The 17,709-nt window shown below is 65.1% G+C and carries 13 protein-coding genes; 11 read left to right on the forward strand and 2 right to left on the reverse strand.

Annotation, left to right across the window (positions count from 1 at the left end; translation table 11 throughout):
* Positions 1–81: 81 nt before the first annotated feature.
* Positions 82–2,385: a TonB-dependent hemoglobin/transferrin/lactoferrin family receptor gene (locus tag ABE571_RS10440; RefSeq protein WP_346481395.1), complete on the forward strand. Its 2,304-nt coding sequence runs from the start codon at positions 82–84 to the stop codon at positions 2,383–2,385.
* A gap of 137 nt (positions 2,386–2,522) precedes the next feature.
* Here ABE571_RS10440 and ABE571_RS10445 read toward each other — a convergent pair whose 3' ends face one another.
* Positions 2,523–3,923: a DEAD/DEAH box helicase gene (locus ABE571_RS10445; RefSeq protein ID WP_121042519.1), complete on the reverse strand. Its 1,401-nt coding sequence runs from the start codon at positions 3,921–3,923 to the stop codon at positions 2,523–2,525.
* Positions 3,924–4,368: 445 nt separating this feature from the next.
* Here ABE571_RS10445 and ABE571_RS10450 point away from each other — a divergent pair, with 445 nt between their 5' ends.
* On the forward strand, positions 4,369–5,358 hold the full coding sequence (locus ABE571_RS10450) for a fumarylacetoacetate hydrolase family protein (RefSeq protein WP_313212085.1): 990 nt from the start codon (positions 4,369–4,371) through the stop codon (positions 5,356–5,358).
* 20 nt (positions 5,359–5,378) lie between these two features.
* A complete protein-coding gene (gene maiA / locus ABE571_RS10455; RefSeq protein ID WP_346483080.1) occupies positions 5,379–6,032 on the forward strand; it encodes a maleylacetoacetate isomerase in 654 nt (217 codons plus the stop codon).
* A 68-nt stretch (positions 6,033–6,100) separates the two neighbouring features.
* Here the strand turns inward: maiA and ABE571_RS10460 are convergent, their stop codons facing one another.
* The gene (locus ABE571_RS10460) at positions 6,101–7,234 is read right to left on the reverse strand and encodes a PilT/PilU family type 4a pilus ATPase (protein ID WP_313212083.1); all 1,134 of its coding nucleotides are present in this window, start codon (positions 7,232–7,234) and stop codon (positions 6,101–6,103) included.
* 98 nt (positions 7,235–7,332) lie between these two features.
* On the opposite strand from ABE571_RS10460, the gene ABE571_RS10465 reads away from it, so the two are divergent.
* From ABE571_RS10465 to ABE571_RS10500, 8 genes are all read left to right on the forward strand, one after another.
* Entirely contained in the window at positions 7,333–7,716 is a 384-nt protein-coding gene (locus ABE571_RS10465) for a DUF4398 domain-containing protein (protein ID WP_167390367.1), read from the forward strand.
* Between the two features lie 14 nt (positions 7,717–7,730).
* Entirely contained in the window at positions 7,731–8,612 is an 882-nt protein-coding gene (locus ABE571_RS10470; protein WP_167390370.1) for a hypothetical protein, read from the forward strand.
* 364 nt (positions 8,613–8,976) lie between these two features.
* The gene (locus tag ABE571_RS10475; RefSeq protein WP_019182593.1) at positions 8,977–9,195 is read left to right on the forward strand and encodes a YdcH family protein; all 219 of its coding nucleotides are present in this window, start codon (positions 8,977–8,979) and stop codon (positions 9,193–9,195) included.
* A gap of 153 nt (positions 9,196–9,348) precedes the next feature.
* Positions 9,349–10,719 carry a pyridoxal-phosphate dependent enzyme gene (locus ABE571_RS10480; RefSeq protein WP_102788976.1) on the forward strand — a complete coding sequence of 457 codons (1,371 nt, stop codon included), beginning with the start codon at positions 9,349–9,351 and terminating at the stop codon, positions 10,717–10,719.
* 119 nt (positions 10,720–10,838) lie between these two features.
* Positions 10,839–12,032, forward strand: coding sequence for a cystathionine gamma-synthase (locus ABE571_RS10485; protein ID WP_346462907.1), 1,194 nt, complete (start codon positions 10,839–10,841; stop codon positions 12,030–12,032).
* A gap of 1 nt (position 12,033) precedes the next feature.
* Positions 12,034–12,828, forward strand: coding sequence for an ABC transporter permease (locus ABE571_RS10490; protein WP_319206731.1), 795 nt, complete (start codon positions 12,034–12,036; stop codon positions 12,826–12,828).
* Positions 12,818–14,182 (forward strand): ABC transporter ATP-binding protein, encoded by a 1,365-nt coding sequence (locus ABE571_RS10495; RefSeq protein ID WP_346466137.1) that lies wholly within the window; start codon positions 12,818–12,820, stop codon positions 14,180–14,182. Before ABE571_RS10490 ends, ABE571_RS10495 begins: the two co-directional genes overlap by 11 nt.
* An 89-nt stretch (positions 14,183–14,271) precedes the next feature.
* Positions 14,272–17,697, forward strand: a complete 3,426-nt coding sequence (locus ABE571_RS10500) for a glycosyltransferase (RefSeq protein WP_346493677.1) — start codon at positions 14,272–14,274, stop codon at positions 17,695–17,697.
* Positions 17,698–17,709: the final 12 nt, after the last annotated feature.

The raw sequence follows: 17,709 nt of genomic DNA on the forward strand, positions 1-17,709 counted from the left end.
CACTGATCGCCGCAGCCAGGAACGGCCCGCCGCCAACCGCGGCGTTCACGCCATTCCCTACCTCTCCTGCGGAGCTTGATCATGAAGTCGTCCCTCACCCTGCTGGCCATGGCGGTTGCCGCCGGCCTGTCCGTCACCGTGCACGCTGAAACCGTCAACGATGCCAGCACGCTCGATACCGTGCGTGTGCAGGCTGAGCGCGCCAAGAAAACGCGCTCGGCCAACCAGAACGTCACCGTGCTCACTTCGGCCGATCTCGACAGCGAGATGGCCAATACGATGGAAGAGGCGATCCGCTACATCCCCGGTGTCAGCATCGTGGACATGGGCCGTTTCGGCGATAACGGCTTCAACATCCGTGGTCTGGAAAGCGACCGCGTGGCGATCACCGTCGATGGCCTGAGCCTGGGCGAATCGGTGGAAACCGCGCGTTCCTATGAGTTCTTCCGCGGTGGCCGCGGCGATGTGGACATCGATACGCTCAAGAGCCTGGCCGTGATCAAGGGCGCCGATTCGATCAGCGCCGGCAGCGGCGCACTGGGCGGCGCGGTGGTGTTCACCACCAAGGACCCGGCCGACTATCTCAAGGCGAGCGGCAACGATACCCACCTTGGATTCAAGGCGGGGTACTCCGGCGCCAACGACGAAACCATGGGCACGCTGACCGTCGCCAACCGCACCGGCTTCGTCGAATCGATGCTGGTCTACACCCGTCGCGAAGGCCATGAATCCGAGTCGTGGTACGACACCACGAACGATCGCATCGGGGTCGGTCGCCGTACCCCCGATCCGGTCGACAGCACCCGCGACAACCTGCTCGGCAAGCTCGACCTGCAGCTCGACGAGGCCAATACGCTGGGCTTCCTGTACGAGCGTGGCCGCGCCACCAACGACGTGGACAACCTGTCGCGTGTCTATGCACCGGGTTACCTGTCGCGCAAAGGCCATGACACCAACGACCGTGACCGCTACGGGGTGAACTACCAGTGGCGGGCCGACAACGCGCTGTTCGATACCCTGGATGCGCAGGTGGACCGGCAGGTCACCGACAGCCGTGGCATCACCACCATCGTGGCCGGCAGCGGCTGCCCGGGCGGCGCCACGCCGTGCCTGCGCAGCGAGAACCGCTCCACCAAGCAGACCCTGGACCGTGCCGCGGCCGATTTCAGCAAGGTGTTTGCCACCGCAGGCGCACGCCACGACGTGGTCTACGGCCTGGCCTGGCAGCAGCGCGACATTGATTTCACTGCCGTCGACACGCGCTGGAATGCCGCTGGTGCCGTGGCCTCGGTGGAGATCGATCCGCGCCAGGTGCCCAAGACCGACGTCACCGCCTGGAACCTGTACCTGCGCGACAGCGTGCAGCTGCTCGACGAACGCCTGACCCTCAGCGCGGGAGCGCGCTACGACCGTTACGATTACGCGCCGCAGGTGGATGCCACCTTCGTGGACCGCACCGGCACCGTGCGTGATGTGAGCTTCGCCTCGCCGAGCTGGCAGCTGGGCGCGGAATACCGCTTCCTGCCCGATCACGCGCTGTGGGCCCAGGTGGGTCGTGGCTTCCGTGCGCCCACTGTGGCGGACATGTACTCGCCGACCAGCGCCACCCAGGTGATCAACGCGCAGAACGGCCAGCCGCTGCTGCTCAACGACACCGTGTCCAATCCGGACCTGGAGGCGGAAAAGAGCCTGAACCTCGAGTTCGGCTACCGCTGGAGCACGGACCGCGCGCAGCTGGGCCTGTCGGTGTTCCGCGACCGCTACGAGAACTTCATCGAGTACACCAACCTGGTCCAGTCGGTACCAGGTGGTTTCCGCACGACGGCGACCGGTCCGGTGCTGTACTCGCGCAACTACACGATGCCGACCAACGCGGGCGAAGTGACGGTCAAGGGCGCGGAGCTCGAGGGCCGCTGGCAGATCAGTGATGCGTGGTCCTCGCGACTGGCCGCGTCCTACGCCAAAGGCGAGAAGCGCAATGGCGATCCGCTGGAGAGCATCGTGCCGGCCAGCGCCGTGCTCGGCGTGCGCTATGCCCCCTCGCCGGTGTGGAACCTCACCGCCAGCGTGACCCATGCCGTGGCCAAGAAGACCAAGGACGCCTACACCACCGACGCCACCGGCAAGGTCACCACGCCGGCCTTCGTCGACAAGGCCGATGGCTACACCGTGCTGGATCTGTATGGCACCTGGAACGTCACCCCGCAGTGGAAGCTCAGCGCTGGCCTCTACAACCTGACCAACGAGACGTACTACCTCTGGCAGCGCGTGCGCAACGTCAACAAGGGCAGCAACACGCTCTACGGCTACGTCAACGATGAGGGCATCGGCCGCTACAGCGAGCCGGGCCGCAATGCACGGATCACGGTGGCCTACAGCTTCTGAGTCGGGGCGCCGAGCCACAGCCGTACAGGCGCCAACGGCCGGGCCGGTAGTGCCGGCCGCTGGCCGGCGCCAGACAAACAAAAAAAGGGCGACGCAGATGCGTCGCCCTTTCTACGTTTCAGCGATGCCCGAAGGAATCAGCTGGCGCGACCGCCACCGCCACCCTGGCTGCGGCCACCGCCGGCATTGCCACCGCCACGGCGCTGGCCCTGCGGCTGGCCACCGCGCGGTGCACCGCGGCCGGCGCCATCACGCTGACCGCCACCGGCTTTCTTCGGGCCGGCATGGGCGTGGCGCGGGGCCTCGGCGTGCGGGCGACGTGCATGCTTGCGCGGCGAGCGATCGCCACCCGGCAGTTCGGCCTTGCCCGGCGCGCTGTTGCCCCAGCGGATCGGGGTCTGCGGCTCGAAGCCCGGCACGTCGCGGATGTCCATGTCCTTGTCGAGCAGGCGCACGATCTGGCGCAGCAGCTTGGCTTCGTCCTGCGCCACCAGCGAGATCGCCTGGCCGGTCGAGCCGTTACGACCGGTACGGCCGATGCGGTGCACGTAATCCTCGGCCACCATCGGCAGGTCATAGTTGATGACCTTCGGCAGCTCGTTGATGTCGATGCCGCGCGCGGCGATATCGGTGGCCACCAGCACGGTCACGCGGCCGGCCTTGAAATCACCCAGCGCACGCAGGCGCTGGCCCTGGCTCTTGTTGCCGTGGATCGCCGCGGTCTTGATGCCGGACTTGTCCAGGAACATGGCCAGCTTGTCGCAGCCGTGCTTGGTTCGGCCGAACACCAGGGTCTGCTCACGGCTGTCCTGGGCCAGCAGGTGCAGCAGCAGCTCGCGCTTGCGCGGGCCATCGACCGGGTGCACGCGGTGGCTGATGTTCTCGGCAACGGTGTTCTTCGGCGTGACCTGGATCTGCTCCGGGTTGCGCATGAACTCCAGCGCCAGCTGCTTGATGCTCTCTTCGAAGGTCGCCGAGAACAGCAGGGTCTGGCGGTTCTGGCGCGGCAGCTTGGCGAGGATCTTCTTGATCGACGGCAGGAAGCCCATGTCGAGCATGCGGTCGGCTTCGTCCAGCACCAGGATTTCGATGCCGGAAAGGTCGACGCTGCGGCGCTCGATGTGATCGATCAGGCGGCCCGGGCAGGCGACCAGCAGGTCCACGCCACGGCGCAGCACGTCGAACTGGTTGCCCATGCCGACGCCGCCGTAGATGCAGGCGCTCGGGATGCGCAGGTACTTGCTGTAGCCGCGCAGGCTGTCATGCACCTGGGTGGCCAGCTCGCGGGTCGGGGTCAGCACCAGCGCACGCGGGCGGCGCGGGCCATCGACGGCCTGCGGGTTGGTGCCCAGGTGCTGCAGCAGCGGCAGGCCGAACGCGGCGGTCTTGCCGGTACCGGTCTGTGCGCCGGCCAGCAGGTCGCGGCCTTCCAGGGCGAGCGGGATGGCCTGCTCCTGGATCGGGGTGGGGGTTTCGTAGCCCTGCTCGGCCAACGCGCGCAGCAGGAACGGGGCAAGGCCCAAGGATTCAAAAGACATCGGGTGGAAGCTCCAAAGACAAAGTAACGCCAGGCCGAATGGCCGGACGCGAGGCAGATCAATGTGATCGGCTGACTCGGAGCGTTCCCGTAAACCGCGCTGCGAGAATTGGGTGCAGTCGACGCGGTGCGCAGACTGGAATGCATGACGAATGGCGTCGGAGTGGGGGCGGGCGACGGATCGTTTGATCCATATCGCCGGCGATCCCGAAGGGAAACGGACGGCCGCTGCAGACCCGGATAGTCTAACGGATGTTTGAGACCCATACCAAACCCCCCTGTTCAGCTTGGGAGGAGGGGGGCGGAACGGTAGAGCCACGCCATGCGTGGCTGCTCCTGCGCGTAGGCAATGCATTACGGTAAGGCGATGCGGCGGTGCAGCTGGTAGGCCCGTCAACCATTTGATTACACTTGAAACCTATTTTCGCGATCCCGGATACCCACCCATGAAGCTTGGTTCTTTGAAGGAAGGCGGCCGCGACGGCACCCTGATCGTGGTCTCGCGCGATCTGCGCCAGGGCGTGCGCGCCACCGGCATCGCCGCGACCCTGCAGCAGGCCCTGGAAGACTGGAGCCACCTGGCGCCGCGACTGAACGCCCTGTACGAATCGCTGAACGACGGCGACGCCGACGGCGTGTTCGATATCGACCTGCAGGCGCTGGCCGCCCCGCTGCCGCGTTCCTACGAGTTCGTCGACGGCAGCGCCTACCTGCCGCACGTGGCCCGCGTGCGCCGCGCCCGTGGCGCCGAGGTGCCGGAAAGCTTCTACACCGATCCACTGATGTACCAGGCCACCAGTGCCGGCTTTTATGGCCCGCGCGATGCGGTCAAGGTGGTCAGCGAGGAATACGGGATCGACCTGGAAGCCGAGCTGGTGGTGATCACCGACGACGTGCCGATGGCGGTGACGCCCGAGCAGGCTGCCGGCCATATCCAGCTGATCGGCCTGGTCAACGATGTCTCGCTGCGCAACCTGATCCCGGGCGAATTGGCCAAGGGCTTCGGCTTCCTGCAGTCCAAGCCGCGCTCGGCGCTGTCGCCGGTGTTCGTCACCCCCGATGAACTCGGCGAGGCGTGGCAGGACAGCAAGGTCCACCTGCCGCTGGTCACCCACATCAATGGCACCTGGTTTGGCGCGCCGGAAGCGGGCGTGGACATGCAGTTCAACTTCGCCCAGCTGGTCGCGCACGCGGCCAAGACCCGCCCGCTGGGCGCCGGTGCGATCGTCGGCTCGGGCACCATCGCCAACGAAGACACCAGCAAGGGCGCCTCCTGCTTCGCCGAACAGCGCACCGTGGAAACCCTGCGCGACGGCAAGCCGAGCACGCCCTTCATGTCCTTCGGCGACGTGGTGCGGATCGAGATGTTCGATGCGGCCGGCGACAGCATCTTCGGTGCGATCGAGCAGCGCATCGAGCAGGCGGCCAAGCCCTGAGCGCGGAGGCGGAGACCGTCATGGAACCGATCGAACTCTTCAGTTACTGGCGGTCCAGCGCGGCCTACCGCGTGCGTATCGGGCTGAACCTCAAGGGCCTTCCGCACCGGATCACCCCGGTGCACCTGGTCCGCGAGGGCGGTGAGCAGCACAGCGTGGCCTATGCCGCGCTCAACCCGCAGGAACTGGTGCCGACCCTGCGCCATGGCGGCCGGGTCCTGCAGCAGTCGATGGCGATCCTGGAGTACCTCGACGAGGTGTTCCCGGCCACGCCGTTGCTGCCCAGCGACGCCGAGGGCAGGGCGCGCGTGCGTGCGCTGGCCCAACTGGTGGCCTGCGACCTCCACCCGCTCAACAACCTGCGGGTGATGCAGTATCTGGAGCGCACGCTGCAGGCAAGCGCCGAGGCGCGCACGGCGTGGACGCTGCACTGGATGGCGGAGGGCTTGGCGGCGATGGAAACGCTGCTGGCCGATCATCTGGCGACGGGTACGTTCTGCCATGGCGACCAGCCCGGGCTGGCCGATGCCTGCCTGGTGCCGCAGCTGTACAACGCGCACCGGTTCGGCCTGGCGCTGGCGCCGTACCCGACCCTGCAGCGGATCGAGGCGGCGTGCCTGGCGCTGCCGGCCTTCGACGCGGCGCGGCCCGAGCATCAGATCGACGCAGGGTGACGGGTAGGCATCGACTGTTGGTCGATGCGCCTGGCCCATTGCCCCCGCCAACGGTGGGGGCTTTCCCGTCAGAACCCGTGGGTGATCGACGCCGGTGCGCTGTTGGCCGAGAAATCCGCGTACGGATCGTGCTCGCCGCTGCCGCCTTCGGACAGCCGGAACTTCAACGCCAGGCCATCGCGCGAATCGGCCGCGCGCAGCGCTTCCTCCTGCTCGATGATGCCGTTCTTGGCCATCCGGAACAGGCACTGGTCGAAGCTCTCCATGCCTTCTTCCAGCGAGGCTTCCATCGCCGCCTTGATCTCGTGCACCTGGCCGCGGCGCAGCAGGTCGCGGATCATCGGCGTATTGATCAGCACTTCGGTGGCCGGCAGGCGGCGCCCGTCCTTGCCCTTGACCAGGCGCTGGGAGACCACCGCGCGCAGGTTCAGCGAGAGGTTCATCAGCACGTTGCGATGTGCACTCTCAGGGAAGAAGTTGAGGATGCGCTCGATGGTCTGGTCGGCGTTGTTGGAGTGCAGGGTAGCCAGGCACAGGTGCCCGGTTTCGGCGAAGGCGATGGCCGCTTCCATCGTTTCCGCATCCAGGATTTCGCCGATCAGGATGACATCGGGCGCTTCGCGCATCGCGTTCTTCAACGCGTCGTGGAAGGTGTGCGTGTCGAGCCCGACCTCGCGCTGGTTCACGATCGACATCTTGTGCTTGTGCAGGTACTCGATCGGGTCCTCGATGGTGAGGATGTGCCCGGTCGTGGTGCTGTTGCGGTGGTCGATCATCGAGGCCAGCGAGGTGGACTTGCCCGAGCCGGTCGAGCCGACCACCAGCACCAGCCCGCGTGGCGTCATGATGACGTCCTTGAGCACCTGCGGCAGGTTGAGCTCTTCGATGCTGGGGATCTTGCTGCGGATCGCACGGATCACCATGCCGACCTCGCCGCGCTGCTTGAACACGTTGACGCGGAAGCGCCCGGCATCGGGCAGGGCAATGGCCATGTTGAGCTCGAGCTCGCGCTCGAACTGCGGGGCCTGGCCTTCATCCATCAACGAGTAGGCGATCTTCTTGACCATCCCGGGCGGCAGCCCGGTATTGCCCAGCGGATAGAGTTTCCCCTCGATCTTGATGTATACCGGTGCTCCGGTCGTCAAGAACATGTCCGACGCGTTCTTTTCGGTCATCAGCTTCAGGAAATAGCCGATATCCATGCGAAATGTTTCCCCAACAATCAGCGGCTTGCCATTGCAAGCGCACCGCAGGCTTCCGACAATGGCCGTGCACACAACTTCTGGCGACGGCACCCCCAATGAAACCTAGCTTCGCACAAATACGACGGGCCCTGTATGTGACGGTGTGCGCATTCGCGCTCTCTGGTGCCGCACAAGCGCAGGATGGCGCCCTGGAGCTGATGCAGGCCCAGCAGGCGGTCGACAAGGCCACCCAGGCCGATGCCGACCAGTACGCCCCGGACCTGATCGCCGTGGCCCGCCAGGGTCTGGAGCAGGCCCAGCGTGCCGCTGGCGACCGCCGCGAGCGCAAGAACGCGCCGATACTGGCCGTTCGCGCCACGGTCGATGCCGACCTGGCCCGCGCCCGCAGCGAAGAAGCCACCGCCACCGCGCAGCTGCAGCTGCGCCGCAATGAAGTCAGCCAGCTGCAGCGCCAGTTGGCCACCGGGGAAGACCGCTGATGATGTCCACCAAGATGCGCATGCCCTGCCTGCTGCTGGCCGCCAGCCTCAGCCTGCCGCTGATGGTCCAGGCCGCCGATGACCCGGCCGTGGCCCAGCTGACCCAGCGTCTGATGGCGATCCAGTCCAACCCGGATGCGGCCCAGCTGGCCGCCTTCGAGCGCTTGCAGGCCCAGCAGGCCGTGGCCGATCTGGCCAAGGCCAAGCGCCGCGACCAGGACCAGGCCCGTTACCTGGCCGAGCGCCGGGTCGAGATCGCCGAGACCAGTGTCCGTGCCGCGCTGGCCCAGCGTGAGGTGGATCAGCTTGAACGTACCCGCAGCGAGCTGCTGATCGAAGCCAGCCGCCGCGATGCCCAGCGTGCCCGCCAGGAAGCCGAGCGCCTGCGCGTGCAGGCCCAGATCCAGGCCGAGGAAAGCGAGCGCCTGCGCCAGGCGGCCGAGCAGGAAGCGCTGGCCCGCCAGGATGCCGAAACCGCGCTGACCAGCGTGGCTGGCAAGCAGACCGCGCGACTGAGCGCCGCCCAGCAGAACGCGGCCAAGCTGGCCCGTGAGGAAGCCGAGCTGGTGGCGGGCAGCAAGCTGCCGGGCTCCAAGTTCGACAGCCGCGGCGAAGTGTTCACCTTCAACGGCGATGCTTTCGCGGCGGGCAAGGGCAGCCTGTCCGGCGGTGCCAAGGGCCAGGCCAAGGCCTTGGCCGAGTACCTGAACATCGGCAAGAAGGGCCGGGTCCGGATCGAGGCATACGACGCCGCGGCCGGTGTCGGCCAGCAGCGCGCCGAGGCCCTGCGCGATGCGCTCGTGGCGGCTGGTGTCAGTGCCAGCCGGCTGCAGGTCAGCGGCAAGAAGGCCGCCGCGACCAAGGCCCGCTCGGCCGAGGTCATCATCGCGCCCTGATGCCGGACCGGTGCTGCGTCATGCGCGGGGGTCATGACGCAACTGGTTGTTTTTGTTTAATTTTCGTTGTTCTGCGCGTTCAGCCTGAACCCCGCTTAGGCGGGGTCGACGATATCGTTTGAAAGGGTTGAACCGGCCCCGAAGCAAGCGTAGGGTCAGTTGTCCGGGTCGCCTTCCGCGTCCCGGACGATAGGAGGGCCGGCAATGCACCAGCGCCACGAATCACAGCAGTCCGAGGTCCAGTCTCTACTGGCCGCCGCTGCGGGTTCGCAGGTCAGGGTTGTCCGGCACTCCGCCCCAAGCAGCGCCCCGTGCCGTCAGGCCGGGGCGTTCTTGTTTCTGCAGAAGCGATAGGAGGTTCATCATGTTTGAAGGTCAGCCCCAGAGCGATATCGACGCACGGCGCAAGCAGGATCCTGAATTCAAGGCGCTCTACGAACGGCACCAGAAGTTGAACAAGAAGTGCATGGATGCCGAGCTGGGTGTGCTTCCGATAGACAGCCTCACCCTGGGACAGATGAAGCGTGAAAAGCTGCTGGCCAAGCAGAAACTGGAACGGATGTACGCCTCCCCCGTGCACTGACCCCCCTTGCTGCCCTACGTCGCGGGCGGTTCCGGTCTCCTCGTCGACCGGTGCCGTCCGCGCCGCTTGATGAACGCGGCAACCTGACTTTCGCCGCCAACCGTCGGATAATCACCGGTCCGGCCGCATTGCGGCGCGAATCGATGTGATCCGATGGCAATCCACTCCTCCGTACTCGAACTCATTGGCCAGACCCCGATCGTCAAGGCCCAGCGCCTGGATACCGGTGTCTGCGAGCTTTACCTGAAGCTCGAGAGTGCCAATCCCGGAGGATCGATCAAGGACCGCATCGGCCTGTCGATGATCGAAGCCGCCGAGCAGCGTGGCGACCTCAAGCCGGGCGCGACCCTGGTCGAGGGCACCGCCGGCAACACCGGCCTGGGCCTGGCGCTGGTCGCCCAGCAGAAGGGCTACAAGCTGATCCTGGTCGTGCCGGACAAGATGAGCCGCGAGAAGATCTTCAACCTCAAGGCGATGGGCGCCGAAGTGCGCCTGACCCGTTCGGATGTGGCCAAGGGGCACCCCGAGTACTACCAGGACATGGCCAAGCGCGTGGCCGAGGAAACCCCCGGCGCGTACTTCATCAACCAGTTCGGCAATCCGGACAACCCGGCCGCGCATGAGTTCGGCACCGGCCCGGAAATCCTGGCGCAGATGGACGGCGACCTGGACGCGATCGTGTTCGGCTGTGGCAGCTCCGGCACCATGACCGGCCTGTCGCGCGCCTTCTCCACCCTCTCGCCGAAGACCGAACTGGTCCTGGCCGACCCGGTCGGCTCGATCCTCGCCGAGTACATCAATGACGGCGTGCTCAACGACAAGTCGGGCAGCTGGCTGGTGGAAGGCATCGGCGAGGACTTCCTGCCCTCGATCGCCGATTTCAGCCGCGTCACCAAGGCCTACGCGATCAGCGATGCCGAGAGCTTCCATACCGCGCGCGAGCTGCTGGGCAAGGAAGGCATCCTCGGCGGCTCGTCCACCGGTACCCTGCTGGCCGCGGCGCTGAAGTACTGCAAAGAGCAGACCACCCCGAAGAAGGTGCTGGTGCTGGTCTGCGACACCGGCAACAAGTACCTGTCCAAGATGTACAACGACTACTGGATGCTGGACAACGGCTTCCTGGAGCGCCCGCAGAGCGGCGACCTGCGCGACCTGATCCTGCGCCCGTACGGCCAGCGCGATACTGTCGTGATCGGCCCGAACGACCTGCTCACCACCGCCTACCAGCGCATGAAGCTGTACGACGTGTCGCAGCTGCCGGTGATGGACGGCGACCAGCTGGTCGGCATCGTGGATGAAAGCGACGTCCTGCTGCATGTGTACGGCGACGAAGCCCGCTTCCGCGACCCGGTCGCCACCGCGATGGTCAGCAAGCTGGACCGCCTGGACGTGAAATCCCCGATCGAGGCCCTGCTGCCGGTGTTCGACCGTGGCCAGGTCGCCATCGTCATGGATGGCGCCAACTTCCTCGGCCTGATCACCCGCATCGACCTGCTGAACTACCTGCGCCGGCGCGTACAGTAAGCGTCTGTGTCGCAATGAACCCATGTTTATCCGCGTCAACGGCCGATTAAGCCACCGCTGATAGACTTCCGCTCCTTTTGCGGGGCCCCCCATGGGGGCTCCTCTTGCTGGGAAACAACATGTCCGATCACGCTTCTTCCGGGCACGGCGACCGTTCGCTCGCCCTGGCTACCCTGGCCATCCACGGCGGCCAATCGCCGGATCCGAGCACCGGCGCGGTGATGCCGCCGATCTATGCGACCTCCACCTACGCCCAGTCCAGCCCCGGCGAGCACCAGGGCTTCGAGTACTCGCGTACCCACAATCCCACCCGCTTCGCCTACGAGCGTTGCGTGGCCTCCCTGGAAGGCGGTAGCCGCGGTTACGCGTTCGCCTCGGGCATGGCCGCCAGCTCCACGGTGATGGAGCTGCTGGATGCCGGCAGCCACGTGGTGGCGATGGACGACATCTATGGCGGCACCTTCCGCCTGTTCGAGCGCGTGCGTAAGCGCACCGCCGGCCTGCAGTTCAGCTTCGTCGACCTGACCGACCTGGCCGCGTTCGAGGCCTCGATCACCCCGCAGACGAAGATGGTCTGGATCGAGACCCCGACCAACCCGATGCTGAAGATCGTGGACATCGCCGCAGTCGCTGCGATCGCCAAGCGCCACAACCTGCTGGTGGTGGTCGACAACACCTTCGCCTCGCCGATGCTGCAGCGCCCGCTGGAGCAGGGCGCGGACCTGGTCCTGCACTCGGCCACCAAGTACCTCAACGGGCACTCGGACATGGTCGGCGGCATGGTGGTGGTCGGTGACAACGCCGAACTGGCCGAGCAGATGGCCTTCCTGCAGAACTCCATCGGCGCCGTGCAGGGGCCGTTCGACAGCTTCCTGGCCCTGCGCGGCCTGAAGACCCTGCCGCTGCGCATGAAGGCACACTGCGCCAACGCGCTGGCCCTGGCCCAGTGGCTGGAAAAGCACCCGGCCGTCGAGAAGGTCATCTACCCTGGCCTGACCTCGCACCCGCAGCATGAACTGGCGACCCGCCAGATGAATGGCTACGGCGGCATTGTTTCGATCGTGCTCAAGGGCGGTTTCGAGGCGGCCAAGCGTTTCTGCGAGAAGACCGAACTGTTCACCCTGGCCGAGTCGCTGGGGGGCGTGGAAAGCCTGGTCAACCATCCTGCGGTGATGACGCATGCCTCGATCCCGGTCGAGCGCCGCGAGAAGCTGGGCATCAGCGATGCGCTGGTGCGGCTGAGCGTGGGGGTTGAGGAGTTGGGGGATCTGCAGGTGGATCTGGAGCGGGCGCTGGGTACCGAGGCCGCTTGAGATGGGCATCCTGTCGGTATTCGGAAAGAACCGCTCGCTTGCCTACGAACTGACCCAGCGTGAAGTGCTGGGCCGGTATCGTGGCGCGAGCTTCGGCCTGTTGTGGTCGTTGATCAGTCCGTTCCTGATGTTGCTGGTCTACACGCTGGCGTTCGGCTTCGTGATGAAGGGGCGCTGGCCAGGCTCGAGTGGTTCGACGACTGATTTCGCGCTGATCCTGTTTGCCGGCTTGACCGTCCATGGGTTTTTTGCCGAGTGCTTCATCCGCGCGCCGCAGTTGATCGTCGGCAATACCGGTTATGTGAAACGCGTGGTGTTCCCGCTGGATATCCTGGTGTGGAGCATGACGTTCTCCGCGCTGTTCCACCTCGCCATGAACATGGTGGTATTGCTGATTCTGTATCTGTGCCTGAAAGGCAATATCCACGCCACTGCGCTGCTGTTGCCGCTGGTGCTGGCGCCCTTGGTGATCCTGACCGTTGGCGTCGGCTGGGCGGTATCAGCGCTGGGCGTGTACCTGCGCGACATCGGGCAGATTGCCGGCGTCGTCGCAACCGCCATGTTGTTCCTTTCCTCGGCGATCATTCCGGTGGAATCGGTGCCGGAGAGTTATCGCATCGTGTTTGAACTGAATCCACTGACCTTCATCATCAACCAGGTGCGTGAAGTGGTGATCTGGGGCCGCCTGCCGGATTGGACAGGACTGGCGATCTACACGGTGATCGCGTGCGTGGTCGCATTCATCGGACATCGCATTTTCACCAAGCTGCGCGTGGGGTTTGCCGATGTCCTCTGAAGTCACTGCGGCAGAAACCGTCATCGAGGTCCAGGGCGTCGGCAAGGCGTACCACATGTACGAGCGGCCCTCGCATCGCCTGTGGCAGGCGCTGGCCGGCAAGCGCAAGTCGTTCTACAAGGACTTCTGGGCGCTGCGCGGCGTCAGCTTCTCGATCCGCCGCGGCCAGACCGTGGGTATCGTTGGCCGCAACGGGTCGGGCAAGTCGACCCTGCTGCAGATGATCGCCGGCACCTTGAACCCCACCGAAGGCCATATTTCGGTGAAGGGACGGGTCGCCGCCCTGCTGGAACTGGGCAGCGGCTTCAACCCGGAATTCACCGGGCGTGAGAACGTGCTGCTCAACGCGACCATCCTTGGGCTGCGACGCGATCAGATCGAGCAGCGGATGCAGAGCATCCTGGCGTTCGCCGACATCGGCGAGTTCATCGATCAGCCGGTGCGCAGTTACTCCAGTGGCATGTCCGTGCGCCTGGCGTTCGCGGTGATCGCCCACGTGGATGCGGACATCCTGATCATCGATGAGGCGCTTGCGGTCGGTGATGCGTTCTTCTCGCAGAAGTGCATGCGCTTCCTGCGCGAGTTCCAGAAACACGGCACCCTGCTGTTCGTGAGCCACGATGCCGCGGCCGTCACCAACCTCTGCGAGAACGCGGTATGGCTGGAGAACGGCAAGATGCGCCTGGCCGGGACCTCGCAGGAGGTGGTCGAGGCCTACATGACCGAACAGCACGTCGTCGGCCGGCGCGAGGCAGGGTCCGAAGACATCGTCGTGGCGGCGAAGAAGAAGCCCCGCCGGTTGTCGACCGATCATGCCGATTTCCGCCAGGACGCCTTCAATGAAGCGGGCGTGCAGAATCGCATCGCGTTGTTCGAGTTCGATCCGGACAATGTCGGGCAGGAGTTCGGCGCGGACGGTGCGCGCATTGTCGATGTGCGCATGACCGATGCCGAAGGCACGCCGCTGTCGATCCTGGAAGGAGGCGAGCTGGTGCGCCTGGAGGTGCGGGTCGCCCTGCGCGAAACCCTGGACAACCTGATCGTCGGCTTCTACGTGAAGGACCGACTGGGCCAGCGCCTGTTCGGTGACAACAGTTACTTCGCCTGCAAGGACGCGCCCGTGTCCGGCGAGGCAGGCGAGACCGTGGTAGGGGCATTCGTCTTCCGGATGCCGATCATGCCGTCCGGTTCCTACATGGTCGATGTTGCCGTGGCCTCCGGCGACCAGCACGACCATACACAGCAGCATTGGATCCACGACGCGCTGGAGTTTCGCGCGCTGGATGAAACCATGCGGTTCGGCCTGATCGGGTTGCCGATGCTGTCCATTGAAGTTTCCAAGGAGTCGCGATGATCGAGTTTACCGGCGAGCGCTTTGTGCCCACTGAGCACGGCGTGATCAGGCAGGAGCACCTGCATCGCTATGCGTGGTGCCTGCCGCTGGTGGAAGGCAAGGACGTGCTCGATGTCGCCAGTGGCGAAGGCTATGGCAGCGCCATGCTGGCCTCCAAAGCGCGCTCGGTGCGCGGCGTGGATATTTCCCACGATGCAGTGAATCATGCCGCCGAACGGTATGCCGCGCTTGGCAACCTGCAGTATCTGCAGGGTTCGGCAGCGGCCATTCCGCTTGCCGATGACAGCGTGGATGTCGTGGTGTCCTTCGAGACCATCGAGCACCTGCTGGAGCAGGATGAAATGATGGCCGAGATCCGGCGCGTGCTGCGCCCGGACGGCATTCTGGTCATGTCCTCGCCGAACAAGGAGGTCTACTCCGACCAGGCCGGTTACCACAACGATTATCACGTCAAGGAACTCTATCTCAATGAGTTCCAGGCCCTGCTGGAGAAGTACTTCCCGGCGGTGGAACTGTCCGGTCACCGCATGGCGGTCTGCTCGACCATCACGCCCCTGGATGGCGCGCCGGAACAGCAGGTGTTCCAGGCGTTGGCCGATACCGGCGAACGCGTGGAGCAGCGCGTGGCGCACATGCCGGCGGCGGTCTACTTCGTGGCCATCGCCGCGGCAGACCGTGGGCTGATCCCGGTGCTGCCTGCCTCGGTGCTGTATGCCGAAGGCGAAGATCTTTACAACCATCATCATGAAGTGGCCCGGTGGGCGAAGGCGCAGGATGCGGAGATCGCGTCGTTGCGCGGTCACGTGCAGCGCGAGCAGGCCGAGGTCGGGTCGTTGCACGGGCACCTGTTACAGCAGCAGAACGCGTTGGAGAAGCTCGCAGGAGAATTCGAGCAGCAGCGACAGACTGTCGAGAGCCTCGCAGGCGAGCTCGAACATCAGCGTCAATTGATGAACTCACGGGGGATTGAGCTTCAGCAAAAGCAGCATCATGCCGAAGTCCTCGAGCGTAACCTGGCGCACGCGCAGAATGTGCTGAGCGTCGAGCGCGATCATGCCCGCCGGCTCGAAGGCGCCATCGCGGCGTTGTGGGAAGCGAAAATCCAGCTGGAAGTCGATCTGTCCAATCTCTTGGGCAGCGCACGGGATGACCTCCACAAGCATCACCTTGATATCGGGCTGTTGATGGCCTCGGCGGGGGGAGTGTCCAGTGAATCACCCGCCGCGGACCTGGCGGCCGATCATCGGCGCGAACAGGAACTGGCCGACGTCGTGCAGCGCTATCGTGGTGAGTTGTCGTCGCTGCAGGCATTCACCAGCACGTTGTTGCAGTCGAAATCGTGGAAAGTCACACGGCCGCTGCGGTTCCTGTCCCGTGTCGTGCGGGGTGACAGCGATGCCGTGTTGAATTCGCTGCGTGCCACTGGCCTGGCACGGCATCGCCTGCTCGCGCCCTTGGTGCCGACGATCAAGCGGTTCTTGATGCGTCGCCGGGACGCTGTCGTGGTTCCGGTGGAGGGGCTCAAGCTGGATCAGATTCTCCAGAATCCCGACCAGGCGCTGCAGGACCTCCGCTTCGAGTCAGTCGAGGCGCCGGTGGTCAGCATCGTCATCCCCACCTACGGCAACTACGAACAGAGCCTGGCCTGCATCGCATCGATCGCCCGTGCCGGTGCGGATGTTTCCTTCGAGGTGCTGGTCCTGGAGGATGCTTCCGGCGATCAGGACATCAAGAAGCTCGCCCGGATTCCGGGCCTGCGGTTCCACGATAACCCGACGAACCTCGGCTTCCTGCTGTCATGCAATCAGTCCTTGACCTTGGCCAAGGGCGAGTTCATTTACCTTCTCAACAACGACACCGAAGTGACGCCTGGCTGGCTGGACGCACTGGTGCAGGTCTTCCGGACCCATCCGGACGCCGGCATGGTCGGCTCCAAACTCGTCTATCCGGACGGGCGGCTGCAGGAGGCCGGTGGCATTGTCTGGGCCGACGGCAGTGCCTGGAATTTCGGCCGTCTGGATGTTCCCGGCAGATCGGCGTATTCCTACCTGAAGGAAGTCGACTACGTCTCGGGTGCGTCGATCATGCTGCCGGCGACCTTGTTCCGGACGCTGGGTGGCTTCGATGAGCGCTATGTACCGGCCTACTATGAAGATACCGATCTTGCCTTCCGGATCCGCGAACAGGGATTGAAGGTCTATCTCCAGCCGGCATCGGTTGTCGTCCATTACGAAGGTCTGTCCAGCGGCACCGATGAAACGACCGGCGTGAAGGCGTTCCAGGCGATCAACCGCGAGAAGTTCCTGGCACGCTGGGAAAACACGCTGCGCGACGAACAGTTCCCGAACGCCCAGGATGTGTTCCTGGCGCGCGACCGCTCCCGCAACCGCCGACACGTGCTGGTCGTGGACCATTACGTACCGCAGCCGGACCGCGATGCGGGATCACGGGCGACCTGGCAGGTGATCGAGACCCTCGTCCGCCAAGGGTGCCAGGTGTCGTTCTGGCCCGCCAATGCGTACCAGGACCCGATCTATACCCCGCCGCTGCAACAGCTCGGCGTTGAGGTGCTGTGCGGCTCGGAGTACGTCGGTCGCTTCGACGCATGGCTGACCGAACACGGCAACTACCTTGATGCGGTGGTGCTGAACCGGCCGCATATCTCCGCCGACCTGGTGGGCAGCGTACGCCGGCACAGCCGTGCGAAGGTTGTCTACTACGGGCACGATATCCATCACCTGCGCATGCAGCAGCAGCTGGCGCTGCATCCGGATCGTGAACTCGAAGAAGAGACTCGCCGCTTCCGTGATTTTGAACACGGTCTGTGGAAGCAGGCAGACGTGGTGCTGTATCCATCCACTGATGAAACGGCCCACGTCCGCCGTTGGCTGGCCGAGCATGAGCCGGGTGTCGACATCCGTGCGGAGACCATTCCGCTGTACGCGTATGACCCTGTGCCCGAGGCTGATATGGCCGGGCCGGAGGGCCGCGAGGGCATCCTCTTTGTTGCCGGTTTCGCTCACGCGCCCAACGTCGATGCGGCGTTGTGGTTCGTTCGCGAGGTCCTTCCGCTGGTCCACCGTGAGGTCCCCGGCGTCCGGTTGAGCCTGGTCGGCTCCAATCCGCGGCCGGAGGTCCTGGCGATGGCATCGGCGCATATCGAAGTCACCGGTTACGTCAGCGATCAGGTCCTGACCCAGCGATACCAGCACGCACGCGTCGCGGTGGCCCCGCTGCGTTTCGGCGGTGGTGTGAAGGGGAAAGTGCTGGAAAGCCTGCAGCATGGTCTCCCCTGTGTCACCACCTCGATCGGCATGCAGGGCCTCGGCGCTGCGTCTTCTTTCATGCCGGTAGGTGATGCGGCTGAGGAAATGGCCGCCCATATTGTCAAACTGCTGCGCGATGACGAGGCTTGGCAGCAGGTCTCTGATGCAGAACGGATGTTCATCCGGAGCTTCTACTCGCACGACGCTCTTTGGCGTGTACTGTCCGCAGCCGTCGAGCCGCGCTTGTAGCCATTCTGGGCG

Source organism: Stenotrophomonas sp. TWI273 (assembly GCF_039674765.1).
In the GTDB taxonomy this organism is placed as follows: Bacteria; Pseudomonadota; Gammaproteobacteria; order Xanthomonadales; family Xanthomonadaceae; genus Stenotrophomonas.

Coding starts and splice junctions, on each gene's coding strand:
- ABE571_RS10475 (WP_019182593.1), top strand. CDS start 8,977: ATGTTTGAAGGTCAGCCCCAGAGCGATATCGACGCACGGCGCAAGCAG.
- ABE571_RS10460 (WP_313212083.1), bottom strand. CDS start 7,234: ATGGATATCGGCTATTTCCTGAAGCTGATGACCGAAAAGAACGCGTCG.
- ABE571_RS10480 (WP_102788976.1), top strand. CDS start 9,349: ATGGCAATCCACTCCTCCGTACTCGAACTCATTGGCCAGACCCCGATC.
- ABE571_RS10470 (WP_167390370.1), top strand. CDS start 7,731: ATGCGCATGCCCTGCCTGCTGCTGGCCGCCAGCCTCAGCCTGCCGCTG.
- ABE571_RS10465 (WP_167390367.1), top strand. CDS start 7,333: ATGAAACCTAGCTTCGCACAAATACGACGGGCCCTGTATGTGACGGTG.
- ABE571_RS10490 (WP_319206731.1), top strand. CDS start 12,034: ATGGGCATCCTGTCGGTATTCGGAAAGAACCGCTCGCTTGCCTACGAA.
- ABE571_RS10495 (WP_346466137.1), top strand. CDS start 12,818: ATGTCCTCTGAAGTCACTGCGGCAGAAACCGTCATCGAGGTCCAGGGC.
- maiA (WP_346483080.1), top strand. CDS start 5,379: ATGGAACCGATCGAACTCTTCAGTTACTGGCGGTCCAGCGCGGCCTAC.
- ABE571_RS10450 (WP_313212085.1), top strand. CDS start 4,369: ATGAAGCTTGGTTCTTTGAAGGAAGGCGGCCGCGACGGCACCCTGATC.
- ABE571_RS10485 (WP_346462907.1), top strand. CDS start 10,839: ATGTCCGATCACGCTTCTTCCGGGCACGGCGACCGTTCGCTCGCCCTG.
- ABE571_RS10440 (WP_346481395.1), top strand. CDS start 82: ATGAAGTCGTCCCTCACCCTGCTGGCCATGGCGGTTGCCGCCGGCCTG.
- ABE571_RS10445 (WP_121042519.1), bottom strand. CDS start 3,923: ATGTCTTTTGAATCCTTGGGCCTTGCCCCGTTCCTGCTGCGCGCGTTG.